The following is a 25528-nucleotide window of genomic DNA, read 5'->3' as shown; positions in this document are numbered from 1 at the left end:
GCCGAAGAGCAGAAAGTATAAATCCGGCTTTCAGGACGCGTGAGCGGTGAGCCTCCTCAGATGGTCGGCGATCAGGGCGGCGTGCGACAGCGGCGTGCTGAGGTCCTCGACGTCGCCGTTGGTCGTGTAGTCGAGCAGGACGACGTCCGCGGACTCGGCCAACTCGTGCAGCCGCGCGACTTCCGCCTGTAGCCGGTGCTCCAGGACCCAGCGGTAGGCCGGTAAGTAGATCTCCTGCCGGGCCGTGCGGTAGTCGAGCAGGCGCTCGCCGGCCAGGCCCGCGCGGTGGCCCCGGACCTGACCGAAGCGGCGGACCGTGCGCTTCAGGCCCTTCATCGACGTCACCGCGAGCTTCGACGGGTCGACGTCGGTGCCCTCGAAGACCTTCAGCGCCTGCCAGAGGCCCTCGACGGATTCGCTCGTCACACCGGGTGAGAGCGGCACCGGGATCTGGCCGTGCGGGTAGAACGGGCTGAAGCGCACCCACGGCTCAGGGCCGCGGGAGGTCACGTCGATGACCACCGCGTCCGGGCGCTTCACCTTGCGTCGCTTGCTCGCGACTTCGATCGGCATGGGTCGAGGATGGCAGGAGGGTCTGACAATTTCGGGCCGCTGGGCACGCGGCTGCGTTGGGTCAGCACGACGCAGACGAGCACGACGGCCGCAGTGGCGAGGGCCTGCCAGCCGACCGGTTCACTCAGGACCAGCGCTGACCACAGGAGTGTCAGAACCGGTTGGGCCAGCTGGATCTGGCCGATCTTGGCCACACCGCCCGCGGCCAGGCCCGCGTACCAGGCGAAGAAGCCCAGGAACATCGAGATCAGTGACACGTAAGCGAAACTGAACCACACGACGCCGTTGGCGCGCGAGAAGTCCGCTGTGTACAAGGAAACCGGGATCGTCACGGGCAGCGAGACGACCAGCGCCCAGCAGACCGTCCTGGCGCCGCCCAGTTCGCGGGAGAGCGCGCCGCCCTCGGCGTATCCCAGGCCGCACAGCACAACGGCGACCAGCAGGTAGACGTCGGCGAGGCTCAGCGAACCGGAGAGGCCGCCGCCGGTGGCCACGAACGCCAGTACCGCGAGCAGGCCTGCGCCGCTGGCGAGCCAGAACGCCAGGGGTGGGCGTTCGGAGGCGCGCAGGACGGCCCAGATCGCCGTGGACATGGGCAGCACGGCGATCACGACGGCACCGTGGGCCGAGGTCTGGGTGGTGAGAGCCAGGGACGTGAAGAGCGGGAAGCCGATCACGATGCCCGCGGCGACGACGACCAGTCGGCGGATCTGCGTTGCCGACGGGCGGGGGGCTCGCGATAACGCCAGGTAGGCGATCGCCAGAACTCCGGCGACGAGGGCGCGTCCAAATGCGACGAACCACGGGTCCAGTCCGGCCACCGCCAGGCGGGTCGCGGGCAGGGAGTAGCTGAAACCCAGGACTCCGAGCGCGCCGAGTGTTACCCCCGCCGGCACAATAACGTTACTCTTGGCTCTCATGAATGAGGATAACGCAGCCGTCCGCGTTATCGAGGAGCTGAGAGCAGCGGCACGGTCCGGCCGGGCCGGCGACCGCATGCCCTCGGTGCGCGATCTCATGGCGCGGCACCGGGCCTCGCCCGCGACGGTCCAGCAGGCGATCCAGCGCGTCACCGCCGAAGGGCTGGTCGAGGTGCGGCCCGGCCGCGGCAGCTACGTCGCCGCGCGCACGACGGCGACCAGCCGTGACCTGTCGTGGCAGGCCGTGGCGCTCGGCGAGGGCAGGCCGGGCGAGGACCTCGTGGCGAACCTCGTCGCGGTCCCCAAACCCGAGGCGATTCCGCTGACCAGCGGCTACCTCGACCCCGAACTTCAGCCCACCGACGCGCTCGGTGCCGCGCTCAGCCGGGCCGCGCGCCGGCCGGCCTCGTGGGGACGCGTTCCCGTCGAGGGCAAGGAAGAGCTGCGCGCGTGGTTCGCGAAAGAGGCCGGGGGTGAGCTCAGGACCGGCGACATCACGGTGTGCGCGGGCGCGCAGGAAGCACTCGCGACGGTGTTCCGCGGGCTCGGGGAACGTGGTGACGCCGTGCTGGTCGAGTCGCCCACCTACCTCGGCGCGATCGCGGCGGCACGCGACGCGGGGCTCAAGGTCGTGCCGGTGCCGGCCGATCAGGACGGCGTGCGGCCGGACCTGCTCCAGGCCGCGTTCGAACGCACCGGCGCGAAGGTCTTCTACTGCCAGCCGTTGCACGCGAACCCGCACGGCGCCGTGCTGTCCGACGAACGACGCGCCGAGGTCATGCGGATCGTCCGCCGCGTGGGCGCGTTCCTCGTGGAGGACGACTGGGCGCGTGGCTTCACGATCGACGGCACCGCGCCGCCGACGCTGGTCTCGCAGGACACCGACGGCCACGTCGTCTACGTCCGCTCGCTCACGAAGGTCGCCGCGCCCGGACTGCGCGTCGCGGCGATCGGCGCCCGCGGCCCGGCGGGCACCCGGCTGAAGAACACCCGGTCCCGGCAGGACCTGTACGTCGCGGGTCCGTTGCAGGAGGCGGCGATCGACTTCGTGACGTCCCCGGTCTGGCGGCGGCACCTGCGCACGCTCCAGCAGTCCTTGAGGGCCAGGCGTGACGCTCTGACGCACGCGATCCGCGAACACCTGCCGGAGTTCGAGCTCGCGAAGTCGTCCGGTGGCCTGCACCTGTGGGCGACGTTGCCGGACGGCGTGGACGACCTGGAGCTGACCACCGCGGCCGCGGCGCGTGATGTCGTGGTGTTCCCGGGACGGCCGTGGTTCGCCGCTGAACCACCGGGCAGTTTTCTTCGTTTGACCTACGGCGGCGCACCTGAGCACGTGCTGGCCGAAGGCGTCCGGCGGTTGGCCGGCGCCGTGGTCGCCGTACGGCGGTGACCGTTCGGGTGAACTGCATCGTTCATTAACTTGACTCGTTCCAGAAAAGACGGCAGGGTGGCGTTCGTGCCCACGGCTTCCGATTTCGAGCGCCTGTTGCGTGGAGCGTCGCTCCGGGTGACGGCTCCGCGGATAGCCGTGCTGTCCGCAGTGCACTCCCACCCGCACGCCGACACGGACTCGATCATCGGTGTCGTGCGTCAGAACCTCGGCGCGGTCTCTCATCAGGCCGTGTACGACGTGCTCCGCGCACTGACCGGCGCCGGCCTGTTGCGCAAGATCGAGCCCCAGGGTTCGGTCGCCCGCTACGAGGCGCGCGTCGGGGACAACCACCACCACGTCGTGTGCAGATCCTGCGGTGCCATCGCCGACGTCGACTGCGCAGTCGGCCACGCACCGTGCCTGGACGCATCCGACGACCACGGTTTCGTCATCGACGAGGCCGAGGTCATCTACTGGGGCAGCTGCCCCGAGTGCACGACCGCCGCGAAAAGTTCCTGAACACCCGGAAGGATTCCCGTGTCCGACAGCACTGACGCCAAGCTGGCAGACCTGAACGAGGAGGAGGCCGGCGGCTGCCCGGTCGCGCACGGTCGCATCAGCCATCCCAGTGAGGGCGGCAGCAACCGAGACTGGTGGCCCAACCAGCTCAACCTCCGGATCCTGCGCAAGCACCCCGTCCAGGCGGACCCGTTCGGTGGTGAGCTCGACTACGGCCAGGAGTTCCTGACCGTCGACCTCGACGAGCTGGCGCGCGACGTCGACGCCGTGCTGACCGAGTCGAAGGACTGGTGGCCCGCGGACTTCGGGCACTACGGCCCGTTCATGATCCGCATGGCGTGGCACAGCGCGGGCACCTACCGCACCCACGACGGTCGCGGTGGCGCCGGCGCGGGCATGCAGCGCTTCGCCCCGCTCAACAGCTGGCCGGACAACGGCAACCTGGACAAGGCCCGCCGTCTGCTGTGGCCGGTGAAGAAGAAGTGGGGCAAGAAGGTCTCCTGGGCCGACCTCATGATCTTCACGGGCAACCGCGCGCTGGAGACCATGGGCTTCGAGACCTTCGGCTTCGCCGGCGGCCGCGCGGACGTGTGGGAGCCGGACGAGGACGTCTACTGGGGCCCGGAGACCACGTGGCTCGGCGGCGACGCGCGCTACAGCGGTGACCGCGACCTGGAGTCGCCGCTCGCGGCCGTCCAGATGGGTCTGATCTACGTCAACCCCGAGGGCCCCAACGGCAACCCGGACCCGCTGGCCTCCGCCCGCGACATCCGCGAGACGTTCGGCCGCATGGGCATGAACGACGAGGAGACCGTCGCGCTCATCGCCGGTGGCCACACCTTCGGCAAGGCGCACGGCGCGGGCGACCCCGACCTCGTCGGCGCGGAGCCCGAGGGCGCCTCGATCGACGCGCAGGGCTTCGGCTGGATCAGCACGCACGGCTCCGGCAAGGGCCGCGACACCATCACCTCCGGCCTGGAGGTGACCTGGACGCAGCAGCCCACCAAGTGGACGAACCTGTTCTTCAAGAACCTCTTCGCGTTCGAGTGGGAGCTCACCAAGTCCCCCGCCGGCGCGCACCAGTGGAAGCCGAAGGACGGCGCGGGCGCCAACACGGTGCCGGACCCCGAGGACGGCACGCTCAACCGCACGCCGCAGATGCTGACCACGGACCTCGCGCTGCGCTTCGACCCGATCTACGAGCCGATCTCGCGCAAGTTCGCGGAGAGCCACGAGGCGTTCGCCGACGCGTTCTCCCGCGCGTGGTTCAAGCTGACCCACCGCGACATGGGCCCGATCCAGCGCTACCTCGGCGCCCAGGTGCCGCAGGAGGAGCTGATCTGGCAGGACCGCCTGCCGGTCGTCGACCACGAGGTCATCTCCGCCGACGACGTCGCGTCGCTGAAGGCGAAGATCCTCGAGTCCGGTCTCTCGGTCTCGCAGCTCGTCAAGACCGCGTGGGCCTCGGCCTCGTCGTTCCGCCAGAGCGACAAGCGCGGTGGCGCCAACGGTGCCCGCATCCGCCTCGAGCCGCAGCGCGGCTGGGAGGTCAACGAGCCCGACCAGCTCGCGCAGGTCCTGCGCACGCTGGAAGGCGTGCAGGAGGCGTTCAACAGCTCCGCGACCGGCGGCAAGAAGGTCTCGCTGGCCGACCTGATCGTCCTCGGCGGCGCCGCGGCGATCGAGCAGGCCGCCAAGGCCGCGGGCCACGACGTCGAGGTGCCGTTCCTCGCGGGCCGCGTCGACGCCACCCAGGAGCAGACCGACGCCGAGTCGTTCGCCGTCCTGGAGCCCACGATCGACGGCTTCCGCAACTACCGCGGCAAGGGCCACCCGCTGCCGTCGGAGTACCTCCTCGTCGACAAGGCGAACCTGCTCGGTCTCTCCGCGCCGGAGCTGACCGCGCTGGTCGGCGGCCTGCGCGTGCTGGGCGCCAACCACGGCGGTTCGGCCGCGGGCGTCCTCACGGCCAAGCCGGAGACGCTGACCAACGACTTCTTCGTCAACCTCCTCGACATGGAGACGGAGTGGAAGTCGGTCACCGAGGACCAGGAGAACTTCGAGGGCCGCGACCGCTCCACCGGCGCCGTCCGCTGGACCGGCACCCGCAACGACCTGGTGTTCGGCTCGAACTCCGAGCTGCGCGCCATCGCCGAGGTCTACGCGAGTGACGACGCCGCCGCGAAGTTCGTCCAGGACTTCGTCGCCGCGTGGAACAAGGTCATGAACGCGGACCGCTACGACGTCTGATCCAGCCCCTCCCCGGTGCCCCAGGCCAACTCCCCCGGCCTGGGGCACCTTCGTCTTTCACCGGGGACGCGGCTGCGCGGGACCGAGGCCTGGGTTGTGCGGGAGCGGCTCGACCTGCCGGCTCGCGGGCTCGCGTAGTGCGGGTTCGCCGATGTCGTGGCCTGCAACGTGGTTCCGGCCGATCCACCTGGCGAACCCGAAGGTCACCGTCAACGACGCGGGTGTGCTCACCGTCACAGGCGCGAAGAGCACGCTCACCAACTCCGAGGCGTTCGCCGGGTTCTACGGGGCCGGTGACAAGCTCGACGACCTCACGCTGACCCTGGGTTCGTCCTGCTCAGAGCTGCCGCGGCAGCCCGGTCCGGCAGGTCCGCCGCCGGCCGCGCAGACGCCCCAGGACCTGGTGCCACCACTCACGTTCCGGCCGCAACGGCTGGCTAATACGGGTGCGTCTCTCCTGGTGCCTTTGATCGCCGGAATTGTGCTCTTGGGCAGCGGAATCGCGCTTTTCACGTCGACGATAAGGACTGATTGAGAGGACATGAATCGGTTCGCGCCAACGCACTTCACCCGTACGGAGGACTTGATCACTATGATGGGTGAGTGCCCCTGAGTCGTCGACCTCTCGCGTTACTCGCTGCGCTCGCGCTGGTCAGTGCGGTCACGGCGTGCACCAACGCGGCGGTCGGCGACCCGGTCGGAGGACCGTCCGAGCAGCAGACGCCCCCGTCGTCGAAGAAGCCGGCACCGACGCAGCCCCCCAGGGACAACATCAAGCTCACGGTGGACAACGGCCGCCAGAGCGGCGGCACGGTGATCGCCGGAGCCGGGGACGCGCCGTACAACTACGCGCCCGCCGTGATGCTCGACAACGGCAAGGTGCGCGCGTGGTGGTGCAGCCAGCTGAGCGCGGCCCCGCCCGGCGGCGACGACATCCTCTACAGCGAGGGCCCGAGCGTCGGTGGACCTTTCTCGACGGCGGCCCCGGTGTTCTCCGGCAGCGGTGGCAGCTTCGACGCGATCCACACCTGCGACCCGTCGTTGGTCAAGATCGGCGACGTCTACTACATGTATTACACGGGCGCGGCGCGGGACAACCACGCGAACGGCAGCTCGGTGGGCGTCGCGTCCAGCACGGACGGCGTCACCTGGACGCGGGAGAACGGCGGTCAGTCGTTCCTCGGCCCGGCGGGCGACAACATCCGCGAGAACACCTACGGCGCGGGCCAGCAGTCGGCGATCTACGTCGACGGCTGGGTGTACCTGATGTTCACCGACACCACCGGCCTCGCCTCGCACCAGAACGGCGCGGGCCAGTACGTGCTGCGGTCGAAGGACCCGACGTTCGCCAAGGGCGTCGAGGCATTGGGCCAGCAGGGCTTCAAGCCGGTCACGACGAACAACGGGCCGCGCACCCGGTCGGTGGTCGAGGCGTTCAGCGCGGACTGGATGTGGATCGACGCGGTGTCGTCGTTCGCCATCGCCCACGAGACCGACAACGGCACCACCATCACGTTCTGGAACAAGGACTTCACCCGGCACCCGTTCGAACCCGTGCTGATCCCCGGTCCCTGGAAGGAAGGCCCCGGCCTGCTGCGCACACCCGCGGGCCACGCGCCGATCAACGCCAAGGACCCGTGCGGCCGGGTCGCGATCGACGTGCTGCGCGGCACCTTCGACGGCCCGGCGGGGCCGACGAACATCTCCCACTTCGGCATCGACGTGACCGGGACGAAGGGATGCGCCACCGCGGCCGAGGCGAGGGTCCTCAACGGCTACGCGGTGCCGTCCCCGGAACGCACGCTCGACGTCGTCGCGGGCGGCACCCTGATGAGGTTCGAACGCCGCTCGGTGGCCGAGAAGTTCTCGCGCGGAGTGCTCGGCACCCGGCCGCAGGGCGTCGAGTCGTTGAAGCTCACGGCCAAGGTCCCGGCCGGCGCGCCCGCGGTGAGCGCCCCCGACGGCACGGTCGGGCTGCTGCTCGACGGCAAGCTGTGGGTGGTCGGCTCGACGGAGCTCGCGGCGCTGAACTCGTCCCCGATCACCGCGGTGTCCGCTGAGCAGTGGGCCACGTACGAGCGCCTGCCGGACCTCGTCCGATCCTGACCGGATACGTTCTCCCCGAGCTTGAAATCGGACACGGGGGACCGACTGGTGGCATTGACGGCGCAACGGCCCAGAGCGCTCGCGGACAGCGTGGTGCCGTTGCCGGACGAACCGCGGCACGAACTGGCGTGGCTGGGCTTCCTGGGCGCGTTCGTGGCCGCGATGGCGTTCCTGCTGCTCATCCCGGCCGGCTGGTCCCGGCTTGATCACCTGTGGGCCGAGGACGGCGCCCGGTTCGTGGTCGACGCCGTGCGCTCGCCCGCGCTCCAGAACCTGACCGACCCCTACGGCGGCTATCTGCACATGCTGCCGCGCATGGTCGCCCAGCTGGTCGCGCTGCTGCCGCTCGAGTGGACGGCCGCGGGGTTCGCGGTCAGCGCCGCGGTGCTGCGGGCGCTCATCGCGTTGATCACGTTCGCGGCCTCGAAGGCGTACCTGAGGTCGACGCCGATGCGGTTCGCGCTGGCGGCGCTCGTCATCGTGTTGCCGGCGGGCAACTCCGAGACGTTGAACAACATGGCGAACCTGCACTGGTTCCTGCTCTACGGCGCCTTCTGGGCGTTGTTGTGGCGCAACGCCCCGCGCGTGCCGATCGCGCTGTTCGTGGTCCTCGCCGCCCTGTCGAGCCCGCTGGTGTTCATCCTGGCGCCGATCGCGCTCCTGCGGCTCTTCCAGCCGCGCAGGGAGGTGCCGATCGCGTTCCTCGCCGGACTGGTCGTGCAGGGGCTGACGATGCTGTTCGCGTCGCGCACGCCGTACTCGCACGACGAGGTCGACCCGGTGCAGGTGCTGCTGGCGAGCCTGCTGCGGGTGCCGGTGGTGGCGTTCACGGGGTCCGAGCGGGTCAGCGAGCTCTACCCGGCGATGGGCAACCTGCTGATCCTCGGCTCACTGCTGGCCGCCGCCGTGCCGATCGCGGCGGGCCTGCGGTTCGGTGACCGGGCCGGGCGGACGCTCGCGCTGGTCGCCGTTGCCTACAGCGTGATCCTCATCGTGGCGTGCCTGGTGCTGAACTGGACGCAGGTCCTCCAGGTGCAGGCGCCGGACGTGGTGATGGCCGCGCAGCGCTACAGCATCGCGCCGTGCCTGTTCCTGTTCACCGCGATCTTCGTGGGCCTCGACGCGACGCCCACGAAGACCTGGGAACGGGTGGTGGTCACCGGGAGCCGCTACCTGATCGGATTCCTCGTGGTGGTCAGCGTCTTCTCCTACCTGCGGGAACCGAAGACGGCGCTCACGGGCATCGCGTGGGACGAGAGCCTCGCGAAGGCCCGTGCCGAGTGCGCCGCGGGAGCGACGGAGGCACGGCTGGAGCACGCGCCGGATGACTGGTTCTTCGTCGTTCCGTGCGAGTCGGTGCGCTGACCGGAACGGACCTCGTGCCGGTCGGCGACGAGTCCACTTTGGACCGGGTCGCCGCGAGGTACCGCGGGTCCGGTGGCGCTACTCGCTGGACGTTCGCCTGACGAAGTCGCGGAACGACCGGGCGGGCCTGCCCGTCACGTCCTCGACGGTCGCGGTGACCCGGTCCTCCGCTCCACCGCGGATGTCCTCGTCGAGCGCGGCGAGGACGGCGGCGAACTCCTTGGGCAGCACCGCCCCGATCCGTTCGGTCATCTCCCCGGTGCTCACCGAACGGTGCCGCACGGGCTTGCCGGTGACCTCGGTGATGATCGCGGCGGCGTCGGCGTAACTGAGCGCCTCCGGACCGGTGATCAGGTGATCGGTGTTGTGCGGCAACGGATCCGTCAACGCCCGCGCGGCCACCGCGGCGATGTCGGCGGCGTCGATGAACCCGACCCGGCCGTCTCCGGTGGCCGTGACGATCTCGCCGGACCGGACGCCCTGGGCGACGAGGTGGTCGCCGGTGAAGTTCTGCATGAACCACGACGGCCGCAGCACCGCCCATTCCGGCATGGCGCGCACGAGCGCCGGGAGAGCGCCCATCCCCGTGGCGCTCTCCGGCACCGCGGACGAGCTCAGCAGTACCACTCGCCGCACGAGCCGCGCTCGAGTGAGCAGCGACTCGACCACCGGCGCGGGGTCGACGACGCCGACCGGGGGGATCAGGTAAAGACGATCTATCCCCTCCAGCGCGTTCTCAAACGTCGCCGGCACGTCCCAGTCGAACCGGACGTGGTCCGGAAGCACCGGTTTCCTGGTTCCGATGCGGGCATCGGGCAGCAACGAGGCGAGGCGGCTGCCGGTCGTCCCGGTGCCTCCGATGATCAACGCGGTCATGCCAGTTCCTGCGCGAGCAGCGGGTTCCAGTAGTCGCGGTAGCTCACGATCTCGCCGTCGCGGGTCGTGATGACCGCGATGTAGGAGGCCCGGTACGGCTCACCCGTCGCGACCACCACACCCTCGGCGTCGAACTCGGCGATGAGCACGTCGGGATCGGTGCTCCGGTGCACGACCTGCTTCGGAAAGCCCTGGATGTCGAGCATCTTCGGGTAGTCGCGCAGGTAGTCCTCGATGGCGGCCCTGCCCTCCACCCCGGCCGGCCAGCCGGGCGGGGCGAACGGGAACTCCATCACGCCGTCCTCGGCCCACAGGCCCGCGAACCCGATCATGTCCTTGTCCAGCAGCAGTTGCAGTGCCCTCGGGATGAGGTCCACGAAAGCTCCTTCGAAAGAAATGGACGAGACGGTCCCGTCCCGTCCTCAACGTTAAGCGGGACGGGACCGTCTCGTCCAGTCCTATGATGTGCGTCATGACCAAGCGCACCCCGACCGGCGCCGCCGTCCTGCAGCCCCAGGTGACGCAGGCGATCACCGACGCCGTGTTCGACGAGCTCGCCCTGCACGGCTACGGACGGCTGTCCATGGAAGCCGTGGCCAAGCGCGCGGAGGTCGGCAAGAGCGCGCTGTACCGGCGGTGGCCGTCCAAACAGGACATGGTGGTCGCGGCGCTGTCGGAGTTCTCCGTGCCACTGGCCGAGGTTCCGGACACCGGGTCGTTGCGCGGCGACCTGCTGGCCACGGTCACGGCCGTGCACGACTGGCTGACGCACCCCCGGTTCGCCACGATCCTGCCCGACCTCACCGCCGAGGCCGTGCGCACTCCGGCGTTGTCCGACGCGATCGCGGCGACGATCGGCGAACCCCGGCGCGCGCTCGGCGCCGTGACGCTGCGGCGGGCGATCGACCGGGGCGAACTACCGGCCGATCTGGACTTCGAGATCGCTTTGGACCTGGTCGCGGCCCCGGTCTACTGGCGGCTGTCGGTCCGGCGGGCCGAGGTCGAGCCCGACTACCTCGAACGGCTCGTCGACCACCTGCTGCGGGCGCTTCAGTGCTGATGGCTGGGGTAGTCGACGTAGCCCTCGGGGGTCTGGAACCAGGTCGCCTGGTCGGCACCGGCGAGCGGCAGGCCCAGCCGGAACCGTTCGACCAGGTCGGGGTTGCCGATGTAGGCGCGGCCGTAGCTGATCAGGTCGGCGCCGTTGGCGAGCCAGCGCTCGCCCTGCTCCTGAGTGCTCACGTTCGGGCCGATCTGGCCGCCTGGGTTGAGGATGAACGCGCTCGGCCACGCCTTGCGCAACTCCATCAGCCGCTCGTCGTCCACGGTCGCCAGCACGTGGATGTAGGCCATGTCCGGCAACGCCTTCAGCAGCTCGCCGTAGAGCGCGGGCACGTTCTCCTCGACGATGCCCTGGATCTCGCCGCCCGGTGAGAGCCGGATGCCGACGCGGTCCGGCCCGATGGCGTCCACCGCCGCTTCGACCGCCTCGACGGCGAACCGGATCCGGCCGCTGATCGAGCCGCCGTACCCGTCGGTGCGCTCGTTCGCGCTGGAGGACAGGAACTGCTGGATCAGGTACCCGTTCGCACCGTGCAGCTCGACCCCGTCGAACCCGGCCTCGACGGCCTTGCGGGCCGCGTCGCCGAACGCCTGGACCTGGTCCGCGACCTCCGCCGCCGACAAGGCCCGCGGCACCGGCGCGGGCTCCATCCCGGTCGGGGTGAACACGTCGGTGCCGGCCGCGATCGCCGACGGACCGACGGGGTGGTGCCCGGCGACCTCGGCGTGGCCGATGCGGCCGCCGTGCATGAGCTGGGCGAAGATGCGGCCGCCGTTCGCGTGGACAGCGTCGGTGACCACGCGCCAGGCCTCGACCTGCTCGTCGTTGTGGACACCGGGCATGAACGGACCGGCCTGGCCGACCGCGTTCGGGTGCACGCCTTCGGTGACGATGAGCCCGGCGGTGGCGCGTTGGGCGTAGTAGGTGGCCGTGGCCTCGGTCGGTTTGCCGTCAACGGCCCGCGCGCGGGTCATCGGCGCCATGACGAGGCGGTTCGGCAGGGTCAGGTTTCCGAGTTCGTAGCTCGTGAGCAGCATGGGAGCTAAGGTAGAAACCTGACGTTGACGTCAGAGGTAGCTTTTGTGGCGGAGGTCATATGCGCATCGGTGAGCTGGCGGAACGCACGGGCGTGAGCGTGCGCGCGTTGCGCTACTACGAGGAGCAGCGCCTTCTCGCAGCCGAACGCAGCGGAAGCGGGCAACGGCGCTATGCCGACAACGCCGTCGGCCGGGTCAAGCTGATCCAGCAGCTCTACGCCGCCGGGATCTCCAGCGCGTCGATCCTGGAGATGCTGCCGTGCGTGGTGACGGGGGTGGCGGCGCCGGAGGTCCTGGCCAAGCTGCGCGGGCACCGGTCGTCGGTGGTGAAGCAGATCGAAGAGCTGCAGGAGACGCTCCAGCAGCTCGACACGGTGATCGCGGGCGCCACGAAGGCCTACACGACCGGGGTGCCGTGCCCGCCCGGCTGAGCGGGCACGGCGCACATCTCAGATCGTGGCGGTGTCGATCACGAACCGGTACCGCACGTCGCTCGACAGCACGCGGTCGTAGGCGGTGTTGATCTGGTCTGCGTCGATCAGCTCGATCTCGGCGCCCAGGCCGTGCTCGGCGCAGAAGTCCAGCATCTCCTGGGTCTCCGCGATGCCGCCGATCATCGATCCGGCGAGCGTCTTGCGCTGCACGATCAGGCTGAACAGGTTCAGCGAGACCGGCTCCTCCGGCGCACCGACGTTGACCAGCGCGCCCTCGGTCCTGAGCAGGCCGATGTAGGCGCTGAAGTCGAGCGGCGCGGACACCGTGGAGACGATCACGTCGAACTTGCCCGCGAGCTCGGCGAACGTCGCGGGGTCGTTGGTGGCGCGGTAGTCGTGGGCGCCGAGCTTGAGGCCGTCGTCCTTCTTGCGCAACGACTGCGACAGCACGGTGACCTCGGCGCCGAGCGCGACGGCGATCTTGACGCCCATGTGGCCGAGGCCGCCCAGGCCGACGATCGCGACCTTCTTGCCGGGGCCGACGTTCCAGTGCTTCAGGGGCGAGTACAGCGTGATGCCCGCGCACAGCAGCGGCGCGGCCACGTCCAGCGGCAGCGAGTCCGGGATGCGCACGGCGTAGTTCTCGTCGACGACGATCTGCTTCGAGTAGCCGCCGTAGGTGACGTCGCCGTTGTGGTCGACGGCGTTGTAGGTCTGCACGTTGCCCTTGGCGCAGTACTGCTCCAGGCCGCGCAGGCAGTAGTCGCACTCACGGCAGGAGTCCACGAAGCAACCGACACCCACGCGGTCGCCGACGGCGTACCTCGTCACGCCGGAACCGACCTCGGTGACGACACCGGCGATCTCGTGGCCGGGAACCATCGGGAAGATGGCCTCGCCCCAGCCCTCGTTGACCTGGTGGATGTCGGAGTGGCAGATGCCGGCGAACTTGATGTCGATCAGGACGTCGTGCGCGCCGACCGCGCGACGCTCGATGGTGGTGCGCTCCAGCGGTGCCTTGGGTGCTGGAGCGGCGTAGGCAGCGACGGTGCTCATCAGGTTTCTCCTCGTCGTCGTGTCGATGTGGACACTGCGCCGTTTCGGGAGAGCTACCCAGACACCTGTTCTTCGTACGTCTGCCGTGCCTACTACCAGCAGTAGCAGGCACGGTTCGCGCGGGCCGGGGATACTCGGGTGCATGGAAGTAGACCCGCGCACCGAGCTGAGCGAGTTCCTGCGCAGCCGCCGGGCGCGGCTGTCCCCCGACGACGTCGGACTGCCCCGTTACGGCCGCACCCGCCGTGTACCGGGCCTGCGCCGCGAGGAGCTGGCGCAGCTCGCGGGCGTCTCCGTGGCGTACTACACACGGCTTGAGCAGGGCAACGGCCGCAACGTCTCGGACGAGGTGCTGGACTCGATCGCACGTGCGCTGCAGCTCAGCGAGGCCGAACACACGCACCTGCGCAACCTCACCGCCTGCCCGTACGACAACAAGAAGCAGAAGAAGGTGGCGCGCAGCAGCGTTCGCCCGGCGCTGAAGCACCTCCTCGACAACATCAACGTGCCCGCGTACATCGGCGGGCGGCGCTGCGAGGTGCTCGCGTGGAACCCGATGGCGGCGGCGTTGTTCGGCGACTGGGGCGAGCTGGAGCCACGCGACCGGAACTGGGCGCGGTTCATCTTCCTCCGGCCCTCCTACCAGGAGCTCTTCCTCAACTGGGAGAGCAAGGCCTCCGACGTCGTCGCGTTCCTGCGGATGGACGCGGGCTGCTACCCGAACGACCCCGAGCTGACCGCCCTGATCGGCGAGCTGTCGGTGAAGAGCGAGCTGTTCCGGCAGCTCTGGGCGAGGCACGACGTCAAGGAGAAGTCCTTCGGCACCAAGGCGATCCGCCACCCGCTCGTCGGCGAGATGACGCTGTCGTACGAGACGCTGCGGATGCCCAGCGAGCCCGACCTCTTCCTGACCACCTACCACGCGGAGCCGAGCACGCCGTCCGCCGAGGCGCTGCAGCTGCTGGCCAGCTGGGGCACGGACGCGACCCGCACCGGGGAGTCTGTTAAGACTCAGTCATGAGGACACCGCGTCTGGAGATCGAGTACTGCACCCAGTGCCGCTGGCTGCTGCGTGCGGGCTGGACCGCGCAGGAGCTGCTGACCACGTTCACCGCGGAACTGGGCGAGGTCGCGCTGATCCCCGGCACCGGAGGCGTGTTCGACGTGCGGCTCGACGGCGAGACGCTGTGGTCGCGCAAGGAGCAGGAGGGCTTCCCGGACCTCGCCGTGCTCAAGCAGCTCGTCCGCGACCGGGTGGCGCCGGAACGCTCTCTGGGCCACACCGATCGCAAGAACTCAGCCGACGCCTGAGGACAGTCGCGCGTTCTCCGCGGCCTGCGTCACGGTGGCGCCGACGCCGCTGAACCAGATGGTCGGCTTCGTGCAGCCGCCCTTGACCTCGTAACCACCGGAGACGGCACGCACGCCGTCGTGCGTGCAGAACCGGCCGGGCGCGATCTCCTTGAGCAGCCGGGCTTCCCGCGCCGCGTCCGTCAGCGTGGTGCCGAACGCGTCGACGAACGAGGTCGGTTTCGCGCACGACATGCTGATCCTGAAGCCGCCGACGTCGGCACGGCTGCGGTCGCCGCTGCACAACGGCCCGCCGTTGCTCTGGAACTGCCGCAGCAGCAGCCCTTCCCGGTTCGCGTCACCGGTCGTGCTGCCGTACCCGTCGATGAACGCGTCCGGGCTGGAGCAGGTCATCTTGGCGACGTAGCCGCCCGGAGTCGTCCGCGTCGAGTAGACGGAGCACGGTCCGGCCGCGCTCGCCGGCCCTACCGCGACCACCATGCTGCTCAAGGCCAGCACGACACCTGACAGGGTTGCTCGCATTCGGTTCTCCCCCTTCGGTTTCCCCACAACCTTTCGTGGAGGACCGGTGAGGTCAATCGCGCAAACGCCTGCTGCGATGGGCCTTCCGGAACAGCCGCCACACCAGCTCCGCCTTCCGCTGATGTCCTCCCTCCAGGTAGGCGGCGCGTGAGGCTTCGAGGTGAAGCTGTGCCTCCTCCTGCCGGTCGGCGTCCATCGCGATCAACGCGAGCTTCTTGTGCGCACGTCCGGTGAGATCGTGACGGCCGATGCCCGCGGAAGTCCCGGCACAGTCCCGGAAATGCGAGGTGGCGAGTGCCCGGTCACCTTCCGCGTCGGCGAGCACGCCCATGCTGTACCGGATCTGGGCCTCGCCGAGCGGCTCCGCGGCGTCCCGGTAGGCGACCAGCGCCCTGCCGTAGTACCTCCACGCCGAGCTGAAGTCGTTCTGCCGCCTGGCGATCGAGCCGAGGTTGTGCAGCGCCCTGCCCACTCCCCTGAGGTCGCCGAGTTCGCTGCTCACCGCGATGGCCTGCTCGAACCGCTCGCGGGCGGCCGTGCGGTGACCCATCTCGCGGTGGATCCGGCCGAGCCCGCGCAGTGCCTTGGCCTCGCCGTCCCGGTCGCCGAGACGCACCGCGGCGTCGAGGGCCATCTCGTACGCGGAAAGCCCTTCCCCGCCGTGGCGACGGCGGTAGAACGGGAACGTCCCGATCGCGAACGCCAGGCGCAGCACCTGTTCGTGGTGACCCAGCCGGTGCGCCAGCTCGATGACCGCGACGATGGTGGGGCGTTCGGTCCGCAGCCAGAGCTGGGCGAACTGGCGGGTCTCGACGTCGGGACGCTGCTGTTCCGCCTGCTCCGCGGCCTGGACGAAGTAGCCGATCAGGCGGGCGAGCGCGGCCTGGCACACCTCCCCGTCGACGGCCTCGCACTGTTCGGCCGCGTACAGCCGCAGCAGGTCGTGGAAGCGGAACCAGCCGTGCGGCTCGCCGCTCTCGATCATGTGCGCGCGGCGGAGTCCTGCCAGCAGCTTCTGGGTCGCCCGCACCGGTTGCCCTGCCAGGGCCGCGGCGGCCTCGGTGCTGACCTGACGGCCGGGGCTGAGCGACAGCAACCGGAACAGCCGCTGCTCGGCCGGGTCGAGCCGGTCGTGCGAGAGGTCGAACGCCGCCCGCACGGCCACGTTCTCGTGGTAGCTCAGCTCGGTGAGCCGGGCCTCCTTCAGCAGCACGACGAGCTCGGCGAGCGGGAGGTCGGGATCGTCGGACAGCAGCGCCGCGACGATGCCGAGCGCGAGCGGCAACCAGCCGCAGAGCTCGGCGATCTCGTGCGCGGTCTCCGGTGCGGACGCCACTCGCTCGTCCGCGGGATCGGTGGCGCGCACCAGGTTCGCCAGCATCGCCACCGAGTCACCGGGAGGCAGCACCTCCAGTGACAGGCGGCGGGCGCCCTGCAGGTCGCCCAGGGTGTGCCGGCTGGTCACCAGCACGCGGTGCTGCTCCCCCGGCGGCAACAGCGGACGGACCTGTTCGGAGGAGGAAGCGTTGTCCAGCACCACGAGCGTCGGCCTGCGCTGGGCGAGTCTGGAGCGGTAGAGCGCTTCCCGTTCCGGTTGGGACTCGGGCACCCTCACCACGCCCAGTGCGCCGAGGAACGTGGCAAGCGCGGTCAACGGTTCGACACGCGTGCCCGCCGAGTAACCCTGGAGGTCCACGAACAGCACGCCACCGGGGAACTGGCCCGCCGCGACGGCGTCGTGGGCCGCCTTGACCGCGAGCGTGGTCTTGCCGACGCCGGCCAGACCGGTCGACACCACGACCGGCTGCGGGCTGTTCAACGCCTCGGCGACGGCGGTCAGGTCGGCTTCCCTGCCGGTGAACCCGGCGGCGACCGGCGGCAGACCGGCCAGGGCTGTCTGGACGTGTTGGCCCAGGTAGACGTCGCGTGCCTGCACCACGGTCCCGTGGACGTCGCCGTTCACCTCGTTGTGCACCTGTTCGTTGTACCGCAGACCAGCGAATTCGCTGCGGCACGGACTGGCTGCTCGTAGGGTGGCTGCCGTGCATCCGAACCAGGGTTGGCAGGTGCAGCAACCGCAGGGACACGGTCCGGGGTACGGCCCGGCGCCCGGCTGGGGCCAGCCGTTGCGGCCGAGCGTCGCGCCGGCGTTCCTCGCGGGTGGACTGTGGCTGCTGGTCGCGGTGCTGTGCTTCGTGCTGGCCGGGCTGAACTCCGCTGACGGCAAGGGCATCCGGCAGACCCCGGAGGCCGCGGTCGCGTTGCTCGGACTGGCGTTCGGGCGCGGCTTCATCGCCAACGGCGACCCGGCGATCGTCGCCACCTACGTCGCTGGTGGCGTGGTGTTGCTGCTCGCCGCGCTGGTGATCGCCCGGCTCGGGTTCGCGCGCTGGATCCTCGCCGCGCTCGGGTTCCTCGTGGTCGCCTACTACGTCTTCGCCGTCGTGCGGCTGACGATCGACCACGGCGGCACGCTGATCATCGTGCCGGGCGTCGCGCTGATGCTGTGGCTGGCCGCGTCGATGGTCTCGGTGCTGCCGCCGGTCGGACGGGCGATGCGCTGATCAGTCCGTCCGGATGAACCCCTTCGACACCATCCAGTCGCGCGCCACCTCGCCCGCGTCTTTGCCCTCCACGTCGACCTGACGGCACAGTTCGATCATCTGGTCGTTGGTCAGCGCGGCGCTCACCTTCTCCAACGGGCCGCGGATCTGCGGGTACCGCGCGAGGAACTCGGCGCGCACGGTCGGCGCGACGTTGTACTGCGGGAAGGCCTTCTTGTCGTCCTCCAGCACGCGGAGCTTCTGCGCGGCGATGCGGCCGTCGGTCGTGAACACCTCGCCGACCGGGCAGGTGCCGCCCGCGACGGCCGAGTAGATCGTGCCGATGCCGAAGTTCTTCACCTCGGTGGCCGGGAAGCCGTAGGTGCGTTGCGCGGCCGGGAAACCGTCCTGGCGGCTGGTGAACTCGGTCTCCAGGCAGAACACCGCCTGGTCCGGGTTCTGGGTGAGGAACGCCGCCAGGTCGGAGGTGGTCTTCAGGCCGTGCTGCTCGCCGTAGGCCTCGGTGACGGCGAACGCGTACTGGTCGTTGAGCGGCGAGTAGGCGAGCCACTCGACGCCGTACTTCTCCAGGTCGGCCTTCTTCGTGGCGTCGTACTGCGCCTGTTCGCCGCCGGGCACCGGGAGTTCGTTGCCCTGGTAGTTGATCCAGCCGGTGCCGGTGTACTCCCAGGTGACGTCGACCTCGCCGGTGAGCAACGCCTGCCGGGCGGTCTGCGAGCCCTTCAGGTCGGTCAGGTCGACGACGTCGGCGCCGGCCGCGGACAACGCCATCTCGGCCAGGTAGCCGAGCAGGATGTTCTCGGTGAAGTCCTTGGACCCCACGGTGATCTCGACGCCCTGGAGCGACTGCTCTGGCTGGATCGAGCCCGGCAGCACCTTGTAGGGCAACGCGCTGTTGACGTCCAGGCCGCACCCGGACAAGCAGAGCACCAGAACGAGCAGAACCCTTTTCACCGGACCCCCTTGGGGCCGAACCACTGCTCGATCACCGCGCCGACCCAGTCGACCAGCAGCGCGAGACCCGCCGCCAGTGCCGAGCCGGTCACCAGGACCTTCATCAGGTTCAGCTTGTAGCCGGTGTCGATCAGCAGCCCGAACCCGCCCGCGTTGACGAACAGGCCGAACGTGGCCGTACCGACCGCGAGCACCAGCGAGGTGCGCAAACCGGCGAGGATCAGCGGTGTGGCAAGGGGGAACTCGACCCGCCACAGCACGCCCGGCGCCGACATGCCGATGCCACGCCCGGCGTCCACAAGGGACGGATCGACCTGCTGAAGGCCGACGATGGTGTTGCGCAGCACCGGAAGCAGCGAGTAGAACGCGAGCGGCAGCGCGGCCACCCACAGTCCGCCGGAAGCACCGGTGACGAGGAACCACAGCACCAGCACGCCCAGCGCGGGCGCGGCCTGGCCGACGTTCGCGACCGCCAGGAACACCGGCGCGAGCCAGCGCGCCCACGACCTGGTCGCGACGACGCCCGCCGGCACCGCGACCACCACCACGATCGCGGTCACCACGACCGTCATCGCCAGGTGGTCGCGCAGCGCGGTCAGCAACGACGACGCGTTCAGCGTGCCCTTCTCGGTCGCCGTCAGCTCACCGCCGAACACCCACGCCAGCACGCCGCCGACGATCAGCAGCACCGCGACGGGTTGCGCCCAGAACCGGATGCGCTCGGCCGTCATGCGCTCGCCCGCAGCCGTTGCACGACGTCGGTCACGGTCGCGAGGTCCACCGTGCCGACGTACTCGCCGCGGCTGCCCGTGACGACCGCGCGGCCGCCCTCGTTGACCATCGCCTCCAGCGCGTCCCGCAGCGTCGACTGCAACGTCACGGAGTCCTGCACCGGACGTCCGGCGACGGCCAGCGATCGGGCGTTCTTCAGCTCCTTCAGATGCACCCAGCGCAGCGGCCGGTCGCGCTGGTCGAGCACCAGCAGGAACTTCTCGTCCCCCAGCTCCACAGTGGACGGATCAGCATCGGAACGAGCGGTCACCGCCTGACCCAGTTCGACGTCCCGAACCCGCGTCAGCGTCAACGCCTTCAGCGACGCACCGGCACCGACGAACCCGGCCACGGTGTCGTCCGCCGGGTTGGCCAGGATCGCGTCGGGGGTGTCGTACTGGAGGATCGTGGACCGGTCGCCCAGGACGGCGATCCTGTCGCCGAGCTTCACGGCCTCGTCGAAGTCGTGCGTGACGAACACGATCGTCTTGCGGAGCTCGTTCTGGAGCCGCAGCAACTCGTCCTGGAGGTGCCCGCGCGTGATCGGGTCGACCGCGCCGAACGGTTCGTCCATCAGCAGCACCGGCGGATCGGCGGCCAACGCGCGCGCGACGCCGACCCGTTGCTGCTGGCCGCCGGAGAGCTGACGCGGGAAGCGATCGGCGTACTCGCCGGGATCGAGCCCGACCAGGTCCATCATCTCCTCGACGCGTGCCGCGATCCTCTTCTTGTCCCAGCCGAGCAGCCCCGGCACGATCCCGATGCTCTGCGCCACCGTGAAGTGCGGGAACAGCCCGGCCTGCTGGATCGCGTAGCCGACGCGCCGCCGCAGGTCGTCCGGGTCGATCCCGAGCGCGTCCTCGCCGCCGATCGTGATGGTGCCCGACGTCGGCTCGATCAACCGGTTGATCATCCGCATGGTCGTGGTCTTGCCGCAGCCGGACGGGCCGACGAACACGACGATCTGCCCGGCGGGCACGACCATCGAGAAGTCGTCGACCGCCGCCGCCTTCTGCCCGGGATACCGCTTGGTGACGTGGTCGAGCCGGATCTCGATGCCTTCAGCCACGGACGCCCCTCGACACGGTGAAACGGTTGACCAGCACGTACACGCCGTCGAGCAGCAGGGCGAGGATCACCACGCCGATCGTTCCGGTGAGGGCCTGGTTCATCGAGTTCGCACTGCCCGCGTTCGCGAGCCCGGAGAACACCTCTGATCCCAAACCCGGTCCTTTCGCATAGGCCGCGATCACGGCGATCCCCATCAGCATCTGCGTGGCGACCCGCATTCCGGCCAGAATCGCTGGCCACGCCAAGCGCAACTCAACGCGCGCCAGCACCCCGAATCTGCTCATCCCAATCCCTCGTGCCGCATCGCTCACAGCCGGATCCACACCGGCGAGCCCCACAACCGTGTTGCGAACTATTGGCAACAAGGCGTAAAGCACCAATGCGACGACCGTCGTGTTCGCGCCCAGCCCGAACACCGGAATCAGCAACGCCAGCAGCGCGAACGACGGAATGGTCAGAATCGTGCTCGCCAACGCCGTGGCCAGCGCGGATCCGGCCGGGCTGCGGTAGACCGCGACCCCGATCGCCACACCGAGCACAGTCGCCAGGACCGTGCACTGCACAACAGCACTGACGTGCAGAAACGCTTGCAAAGACAGCCGATCCCAGCGATCGGCCACGTACTGCAGAACATTCATCCTCGCGGCCCCGCCCTCGAAGTTGGCGTCCACCCAACACCACTGTGGACGATGGGGCAACCATTCGCCACCGAACTACCCGTCTCAGCGGGCGGGAATCCGTTGCCGTTCAAGGCGGTTCTGGTAGACCTCCTCGGCTGGTCACCAGGCAGATCACTCCAGCGGGTTTCGAGCCGTTACTCATACGTTCTTCAACTAACCAAGAACGCGCTCGCACCACTCATGCCTGTCGACCGCTTGGGGGATTTCTGAGATGTCGCACGAAGCTGAAGTGGACGGCGGCTGCCTCCCGGACCTGCTGCGCAAGCAGGTGGAGGAACACCCCGATCGCACAGCCGTCGTCTTCGGTGAACAAAGCATCACCTACGGCGAACTCTTCGAGCAGAGTTCCGCGCTGGCCACGCATCTGCGCCGCCTCGGCATCAGCGAGGACGACTGCGTCGGCATGTTCGTCGAACCATCGCTCGATCTCGTGGTCGGCGCCTGGGGAATCCTCTGCGGAGGAGGCGCCTATCTGCCGCTGAGCCCGGAGTACCCGGAGGAGCGGCTCCGGTACATGATCGAGGACTCGCGCACGAAGGTCGTCGTGACGCAGCCCGCGCTGAAGCAGCGCCTGGCCGAACTCGCGCCCAGCACCACGAGAATCGTCACGCTCGACGACTGCGACGAGGCGTTCGACGACGGATTCTCCCCCGCCCACGACAGCCTCGCGTACATCATCTACACCTCGGGCAGCACCGGCCGGCCCAAGGGCGTGATGATCGAGCACCGCAGCATCGTCAACCAGATGCTGTGGCTGCACGACACCCACGCCATCGACGGCACGAAGCGCGTGGTGCAGAAGACGCCGATGAGCTTCGACGCGGCGCAGTGGGAGATCCTGGCCCCCGCGGTCGGCAGCACCGTGGTGATGGGCCGTCCCGGCATCTACCGCGACCCGGAGATGCTGATCGATACCATGCGCGAGCACGGCGTCACCACGCTTCAGTGCGTGCCGACGCTGCTCCAGGCGCTGATCGACACCGAGGAGTTCCACACCGTCACGTCGCTGAAGCAGGTCTTCAGCGGTGGCGAGGCGTTGTCCCGCACGCTGGCCCAGGCGTTCGTCGCGGACATGCCGAACGTCAGGCTCATCAACCTCTACGGCCCGACGGAGACGACGATCAACTCGTCGTCGCACGTGGTCGATCCCGCCGAACTCGCCGAGGCGCCGAAGTCGATCTCGATCGGCCTGCCCGTCGCGAACACGACGTACCTCGTGCTCAACGACAACCGCGACATGGTCACGCCGGGCGAGATCGGCGAGCTCTACATCGGCGGTGTCCAGGTCGCCCGCGGCTACCTGCACCAGCCGGAACTGACCGAGGAACGGTTCGTGGACGGCATGTTCCGCACCGGCGACCTCGTGACGCAGAACCTCGACGGCACCGTGCAGTTCGCCGGGCGCGCGGACAGCCAGGTCAAGCTGCGCGGCTACCGGGTCGAGCTGGACGAGATCCGGCTCGCGATCGAGACGCACGACTGGGTGCGCAACGCCGCGGTGATCGTCAAGGAGGACGAGCGCACCGGGTTCCAGAACCTGATCGCGTGCGTGGAGCTGAACCCCAAGGAAGCCGCCCTGATGGACCAGGGCAACGCGGGCTCGCACCACCAGTCGAAGTCCAGCCGCCTCCAGGTTCGCGCGCAGCTGTCGAACCCCGGCGTGCGCGACGACCTCAGCGAACGGCAGAGCTTCGAACTGCCCGGCGAGGAGGCGAGCTGCCTTCAGCGCAAGGTCGTCTTCTCCCGCAAGTCCTACCGCTTCTACGAGGGCGGCCAGGTCACCGACGCCGACCTGCGCAGGTTGCTGGAGCGCAAGCCGATCGGCGCCGGCTCCAAGGACCCGAAGGCGATCCACTTCGCCGAACTGGGCGAGATCCTGCGCTACTTCGGCGCGCACTTCAGCGACCAGCGGCTGCTGCCGAAGTACGGCTACGCGTCACCGGGCTCGCTCTACGCGACCCAGCTCCACCTGGAACTGCACCACATCGCGGGCCTGCCGAGCGGGTTGTACTACTACCACCCGCTGCGCCACCAGCTCGTGCTGATCACGTCGCTGCCGGAAAGCTTCGAAGCACAGGCGAAACTGCACTTCATCGGACGCAAGGCAGCGATCGAGTCGGTGTACCTCAACAACATCCTGGAGGTCCTCGAGATCGAGACCGGCCACATGGTCGGACTCTTCGAGGAGGTCCTGCCCGGCTACGGACTCGACGTCACGGCCTCCGCCTACACGCCCGAGACCAAGGACCTGCTGGACGTCTCCGACGAAGACTACTACCTCGGCACGTTCGAACTGTGCGCCTACACCGGTGTCCGCGAGGACGACGTCGACGTCTACGTCCAGACGCACCCCGGCCGCGTCACGAACCTGCCAGGCGGCCAGTACCGGTACGCCGACGGCGAGTTCGAGCGCGTGTCCGACGAACTGGTGCTGCGCAAGCACGTCATCGCCATCAACCAGGCGGTCTACGAACGCGCGAGCTTCGGCATCAGCGCCATCGGCCGTTCTGCCGAGCTGTGGCGGCGCTACATCGACCTCGGCCGGACCATGCACCGGTTGTCCGCCAACGACGTCGACCTCGGCTTCATGTCGTCGGGCTACAGCTCGAAGACGAACAACGACCTCCCGTCGGCCAAGCGCATCTGCGACGTCCTGAAGGCGGCCGGCGAGAAGGACGGCCCGTCGTACTTCTTCCTGGGCGGCAAGGTCTCCTACGACCAGCGCCGCAGCCCCGGTATGAAGGAGGACGTCGTCCACATGAAGGGCCCGGCCGAGCTCATCCGCGACGACCTGGTCAACTTCCTGCCGGACTACATGATCCCGAACAAGGTCGTGGTGCTGGACGCGTTGCCGGTCACCGCGAACGGCAAGATCGACGTCAAGGCCCTGGAGAAGTCGGACAAGACCAACGTCGACGACCAGGACCGGCCGTTCGTCGCGCCGCGCACCATCACCGAGCGCCGCATCAGCGAGATGTGGAAGAAGCTGATGAAGCGCGAGACCGTCTCGACGCACGACGACTTCTTCGAGACCGGCGGCAACTCGCTGATCGCGGTCGGCCTGGTCAACCGCATCAACAAGGACTTCGGCACCAGCCTGCCGTTGCAGGTGCTCTTCGAGTCGCCGACCATCGAGCAGCTCTCGCGGCGCGTCGACGGCCTGCACGAGGGCCCGATCTCCCGGCTGGTCCCGTTGCAGCCCAACGGGGACGCGGTGCCGGTGTTCTGCTGGCCCGGTCTGGGCGGCTACCCGATGAACCTGCGCACGCTCGCAAGTCGTTCGGAGCGCCCGTTCTACGGCGTGCAGGCGCACGGCATCAACGAGGGCGAGGCGCCGTACAGCACGATCCGCGAGATGGCCGCGGCCGACATCGAGGCGATCAAGGAAGTTCAGCCGGAGGGTCCGTACACGTTGTGGGGCTACTCCTTCGGCGCGCGGGTCGCGTTCGAGACGGCCTACCAGCTGGAGCAGGCAGGCGAGGAGGTCGCGAACCTGTACCTGATCGCGCCGGGTTCGCCGAAGGTGCGTTCGGAACGGGACAGCGACGAGGCCTCCTACGACAACAGCGCGTTCGTGACGATCCTGTTCTCGGTCTTCGCGGGCAGCATCACCGATGCCCGGCTGGACCGGTGCCTGGAGGTCGCGAAGGACGAGGACAGCTTCGCGGCGTTCGTCAGCGGCGAGTTCCGCGACCTCGACAGCGAGCTCGTGCGGCGGATCATCAAGATCGTCACCGAGACGTTCTCCTTCAAGTACACCTTCAGCGAGCTGGCCGAGCGCACGATCACCGCGCCGCTCACCATCTTCAAGGCGCAGGGCGACGACTACTCGTTCATCGAGGGCAGCGAGGGCTTCTCGGTCACCGAACCGGTGATCGTCGAGCTGAAGGCCGATCACTACAGCCTGCTGCGCGAGCCCGACATCGACGAGCTGCTGGCGTCCATGCGGCGGCGCGACACCGTGCGGCAGGAGGCCGAGCGGCTGCCCGTCCTGCTGTCCGACGAGCAGATGGCCGAACTGATCGCGGCCGTCACCAAGGCGGTCACCCTCGCCATCACGGGAGGCCAGTCGTGAGGAGGC

Annotated in this window: 24 protein-coding genes; 12 read left to right on the top strand and 12 right to left on the bottom strand. The window is 69.2% G+C overall.

Annotation, left to right across the window (positions count from 1 at the left end; genetic code table 11):
• Positions 1-30: 30 nt before the first annotated feature.
• Together BM417_RS23855 and BM417_RS23850 are read right to left on the bottom strand one after the other, a co-directional pair.
• Complete coding sequence (locus BM417_RS23855; RefSeq protein ID WP_093598451.1) at positions 31-573, bottom strand: DUF6939 family protein; 543 nt, start codon at positions 571-573, stop codon at positions 31-33.
• A complete protein-coding gene (locus BM417_RS23850; RefSeq protein ID WP_093598449.1) occupies positions 537-1493 on the bottom strand; it encodes a DMT family transporter in 957 nt (318 codons plus the stop codon). Before BM417_RS23850 ends, BM417_RS23855 begins: the two co-directional genes overlap by 37 nt.
• On the opposite strand from BM417_RS23850, the gene BM417_RS23845 reads away from it, so the two are divergent.
• The 6 genes from BM417_RS23845 (at position 1492) to BM417_RS23820 (ending at position 9108) form a co-directional block, all read left to right on the top strand.
• Positions 1492-2886 (top strand): aminotransferase-like domain-containing protein, encoded by a 1395-nt coding sequence (locus BM417_RS23845; RefSeq protein ID WP_093598446.1) that lies wholly within the window; start codon positions 1492-1494, stop codon positions 2884-2886. The genes BM417_RS23850 and BM417_RS23845 overlap by 2 nt on opposite strands.
• 66 nt (positions 2887-2952) lie before the next feature.
• A complete protein-coding gene (locus BM417_RS23840) occupies positions 2953-3387 on the top strand; it encodes a Fur family transcriptional regulator (protein WP_090068208.1) in 435 nt (144 codons plus the stop codon).
• An 18-nt stretch (positions 3388-3405) separates the two neighbouring features.
• On the top strand, positions 3406-5637 hold the full coding sequence (gene katG / locus BM417_RS23835) for a catalase/peroxidase HPI (protein WP_093598443.1): 2232 nt from the start codon (positions 3406-3408) through the stop codon (positions 5635-5637).
• Positions 5638-5788: 151 nt separating this feature from the next.
• Complete coding sequence (locus BM417_RS23830; RefSeq protein WP_093598440.1) at positions 5789-6172, top strand: HtaA domain-containing protein; 384 nt, start codon at positions 5789-5791, stop codon at positions 6170-6172.
• Between the two features lie 68 nt (positions 6173-6240).
• The gene (locus tag BM417_RS23825) at positions 6241-7743 is read left to right on the top strand and encodes a glycoside hydrolase family protein (RefSeq protein ID WP_093598437.1); all 1503 of its coding nucleotides are present in this window, start codon (positions 6241-6243) and stop codon (positions 7741-7743) included.
• A 48-nt stretch (positions 7744-7791) separates the two neighbouring features.
• Complete coding sequence (locus BM417_RS23820) at positions 7792-9108, top strand: hypothetical protein (RefSeq protein WP_143138782.1); 1317 nt, start codon at positions 7792-7794, stop codon at positions 9106-9108.
• Between the two features lie 78 nt (positions 9109-9186).
• Here BM417_RS23820 and BM417_RS23815 read toward each other — a convergent pair whose 3' ends face one another.
• A complete protein-coding gene (locus tag BM417_RS23815) occupies positions 9187-9984 on the bottom strand; it encodes an NmrA family NAD(P)-binding protein (protein ID WP_093598431.1) in 798 nt (265 codons plus the stop codon).
• Positions 9981-10361: a nuclear transport factor 2 family protein gene (locus BM417_RS23810; protein WP_218164534.1), complete on the bottom strand. Its 381-nt coding sequence runs from the start codon at positions 10359-10361 to the stop codon at positions 9981-9983. Before BM417_RS23810 ends, BM417_RS23815 begins: the two co-directional genes overlap by 4 nt.
• A gap of 95 nt (positions 10362-10456) precedes the next feature.
• Here BM417_RS23810 and BM417_RS23805 point away from each other — a divergent pair, with 95 nt between their 5' ends.
• A complete protein-coding gene (locus BM417_RS23805) occupies positions 10457-11044 on the top strand; it encodes a TetR/AcrR family transcriptional regulator (RefSeq protein WP_218164533.1) in 588 nt (195 codons plus the stop codon).
• Here BM417_RS23805 and BM417_RS23800 read toward each other — a convergent pair.
• Entirely contained in the window at positions 11035-12084 is a 1050-nt protein-coding gene (locus BM417_RS23800; RefSeq protein WP_093598429.1) for an alkene reductase, read from the bottom strand. The two genes, BM417_RS23805 and BM417_RS23800, sit on opposite strands and share 10 nt — an antisense overlap.
• Positions 12085-12143: 59 nt before the next feature.
• On the opposite strand from BM417_RS23800, the gene BM417_RS23795 reads away from it, so the two are divergent.
• Positions 12144-12515 carry a MerR family transcriptional regulator gene (locus BM417_RS23795; protein ID WP_093598427.1) on the top strand — a complete coding sequence of 124 codons (372 nt, stop codon included), beginning with the start codon at positions 12144-12146 and terminating at the stop codon, positions 12513-12515.
• 18 nt (positions 12516-12533) lie between these two features.
• Here BM417_RS23795 and BM417_RS23790 read toward each other — a convergent pair whose 3' ends face one another.
• The gene (locus tag BM417_RS23790; RefSeq protein ID WP_177320567.1) at positions 12534-13574 is read right to left on the bottom strand and encodes an NAD(P)-dependent alcohol dehydrogenase; all 1041 of its coding nucleotides are present in this window, start codon (positions 13572-13574) and stop codon (positions 12534-12536) included.
• A gap of 142 nt (positions 13575-13716) precedes the next feature.
• On the opposite strand from BM417_RS23790, the gene BM417_RS23785 reads away from it, so the two are divergent.
• Both BM417_RS23785 and BM417_RS23780 read left to right on the top strand, forming a co-directional pair.
• Positions 13717-14595 carry a helix-turn-helix transcriptional regulator gene (locus tag BM417_RS23785; protein ID WP_093598424.1) on the top strand — a complete coding sequence of 293 codons (879 nt, stop codon included), beginning with the start codon at positions 13717-13719 and terminating at the stop codon, positions 14593-14595.
• Positions 14592-14885, top strand: a complete 294-nt coding sequence (locus tag BM417_RS23780) for a SelT/SelW/SelH family protein (protein ID WP_093598421.1) — start codon at positions 14592-14594, stop codon at positions 14883-14885. Before BM417_RS23785 ends, BM417_RS23780 begins: the two co-directional genes overlap by 4 nt.
• Here BM417_RS23780 and BM417_RS23775 read toward each other — a convergent pair.
• A complete protein-coding gene (locus BM417_RS23775; protein ID WP_143138781.1) occupies positions 14871-15407 on the bottom strand; it encodes a hypothetical protein in 537 nt (178 codons plus the stop codon). The genes BM417_RS23780 and BM417_RS23775 overlap by 15 nt on opposite strands.
• A gap of 52 nt (positions 15408-15459) precedes the next feature.
• Entirely contained in the window at positions 15460-17382 is a 1923-nt protein-coding gene (locus tag BM417_RS23770) for an ATP-binding protein (RefSeq protein WP_177320566.1), read from the bottom strand.
• 67 nt (positions 17383-17449) lie between these two features.
• Between BM417_RS23770 and BM417_RS47900 the strand changes: the two genes are divergently transcribed.
• Positions 17450-17971, top strand: a complete 522-nt coding sequence (locus BM417_RS47900) for a hypothetical protein (RefSeq protein WP_177320565.1) — start codon at positions 17450-17452, stop codon at positions 17969-17971.
• On the opposite strand, the gene BM417_RS23760 is transcribed toward BM417_RS47900, so the two are convergent.
• Genes BM417_RS23760 through BM417_RS23745 form a run of 4 tightly spaced genes read right to left on the bottom strand, consistent with a single transcriptional unit; the run spans position 17972 to position 21405 of the window.
• Complete coding sequence (locus BM417_RS23760; RefSeq protein WP_093598410.1) at positions 17972-18925, bottom strand: glycine betaine ABC transporter substrate-binding protein; 954 nt, start codon at positions 18923-18925, stop codon at positions 17972-17974.
• A complete protein-coding gene (locus BM417_RS23755) occupies positions 18922-19656 on the bottom strand; it encodes an ABC transporter permease (protein WP_093598406.1) in 735 nt (244 codons plus the stop codon). Before BM417_RS23755 ends, BM417_RS23760 begins: the two co-directional genes overlap by 4 nt.
• Positions 19653-20765, bottom strand: a complete 1113-nt coding sequence (locus tag BM417_RS23750; RefSeq protein WP_218164532.1) for an ABC transporter ATP-binding protein — start codon at positions 20763-20765, stop codon at positions 19653-19655. Before BM417_RS23750 ends, BM417_RS23755 begins: the two co-directional genes overlap by 4 nt.
• Entirely contained in the window at positions 20758-21405 is a 648-nt protein-coding gene (locus tag BM417_RS23745) for an ABC transporter permease (protein ID WP_093599265.1), read from the bottom strand. The genes BM417_RS23750 and BM417_RS23745 overlap by 8 nt, the downstream gene beginning before the upstream one ends.
• Positions 21406-21658: 253 nt before the next feature.
• On the opposite strand from BM417_RS23745, the gene BM417_RS23740 reads away from it, so the two are divergent.
• A complete protein-coding gene (locus BM417_RS23740) occupies positions 21659-25522 on the top strand; it encodes an amino acid adenylation domain-containing protein (protein ID WP_093598403.1) in 3864 nt (1287 codons plus the stop codon).
• Positions 25523-25528 lie beyond the last annotated feature (6 nt).

This window comes from Lentzea waywayandensis (assembly GCF_900115955.1).
In the GTDB taxonomy this organism is placed as follows: Bacteria; Actinomycetota; Actinomycetes; order Mycobacteriales; family Pseudonocardiaceae; genus Lentzea; species Lentzea waywayandensis.
Note: the sequence above shows the minus strand (reverse complement) of the source record. Positions and strands in the feature narration are given on the sequence as shown.

Coding starts and splice junctions, on each gene's coding strand:
- BM417_RS23745 (WP_093599265.1), bottom strand. CDS start 21,405: ATGAATGTTCTGCAGTACGTGGCCGATCGCTGGGATCGGCTGTCTTTG.
- BM417_RS23785 (WP_093598424.1), top strand. CDS start 13,717: ATGGAAGTAGACCCGCGCACCGAGCTGAGCGAGTTCCTGCGCAGCCGC.
- BM417_RS23850 (WP_093598449.1), bottom strand. CDS start 1,493: ATGAGAGCCAAGAGTAACGTTATTGTGCCGGCGGGGGTAACACTCGGC.
- BM417_RS23775 (WP_143138781.1), bottom strand. CDS start 15,407: ATGCGAGCAACCCTGTCAGGTGTCGTGCTGGCCTTGAGCAGCATGGTG.
- BM417_RS23755 (WP_093598406.1), bottom strand. CDS start 19,656: ATGACGGCCGAGCGCATCCGGTTCTGGGCGCAACCCGTCGCGGTGCTG.
- BM417_RS23795 (WP_093598427.1), top strand. CDS start 12,144: ATGCGCATCGGTGAGCTGGCGGAACGCACGGGCGTGAGCGTGCGCGCG.
- BM417_RS23740 (WP_093598403.1), top strand. CDS start 21,659: ATGTCGCACGAAGCTGAAGTGGACGGCGGCTGCCTCCCGGACCTGCTG.
- BM417_RS23780 (WP_093598421.1), top strand. CDS start 14,592: ATGAGGACACCGCGTCTGGAGATCGAGTACTGCACCCAGTGCCGCTGG.
- BM417_RS23800 (WP_093598429.1), bottom strand. CDS start 12,084: ATGCTGCTCACGAGCTACGAACTCGGAAACCTGACCCTGCCGAACCGC.
- BM417_RS23815 (WP_093598431.1), bottom strand. CDS start 9,984: ATGACCGCGTTGATCATCGGAGGCACCGGGACGACCGGCAGCCGCCTC.
- BM417_RS23855 (WP_093598451.1), bottom strand. CDS start 573: ATGCCGATCGAAGTCGCGAGCAAGCGACGCAAGGTGAAGCGCCCGGAC.
- BM417_RS23830 (WP_093598440.1), top strand. CDS start 5,789: ATGTCGTGGCCTGCAACGTGGTTCCGGCCGATCCACCTGGCGAACCCG.
- BM417_RS23790 (WP_177320567.1), bottom strand. CDS start 13,574: ATGAGCACCGTCGCTGCCTACGCCGCTCCAGCACCCAAGGCACCGCTG.
- BM417_RS23805 (WP_218164533.1), top strand. CDS start 10,457: ATGACCAAGCGCACCCCGACCGGCGCCGCCGTCCTGCAGCCCCAGGTG.
- BM417_RS23845 (WP_093598446.1), top strand. CDS start 1,492: ATGAATGAGGATAACGCAGCCGTCCGCGTTATCGAGGAGCTGAGAGCA.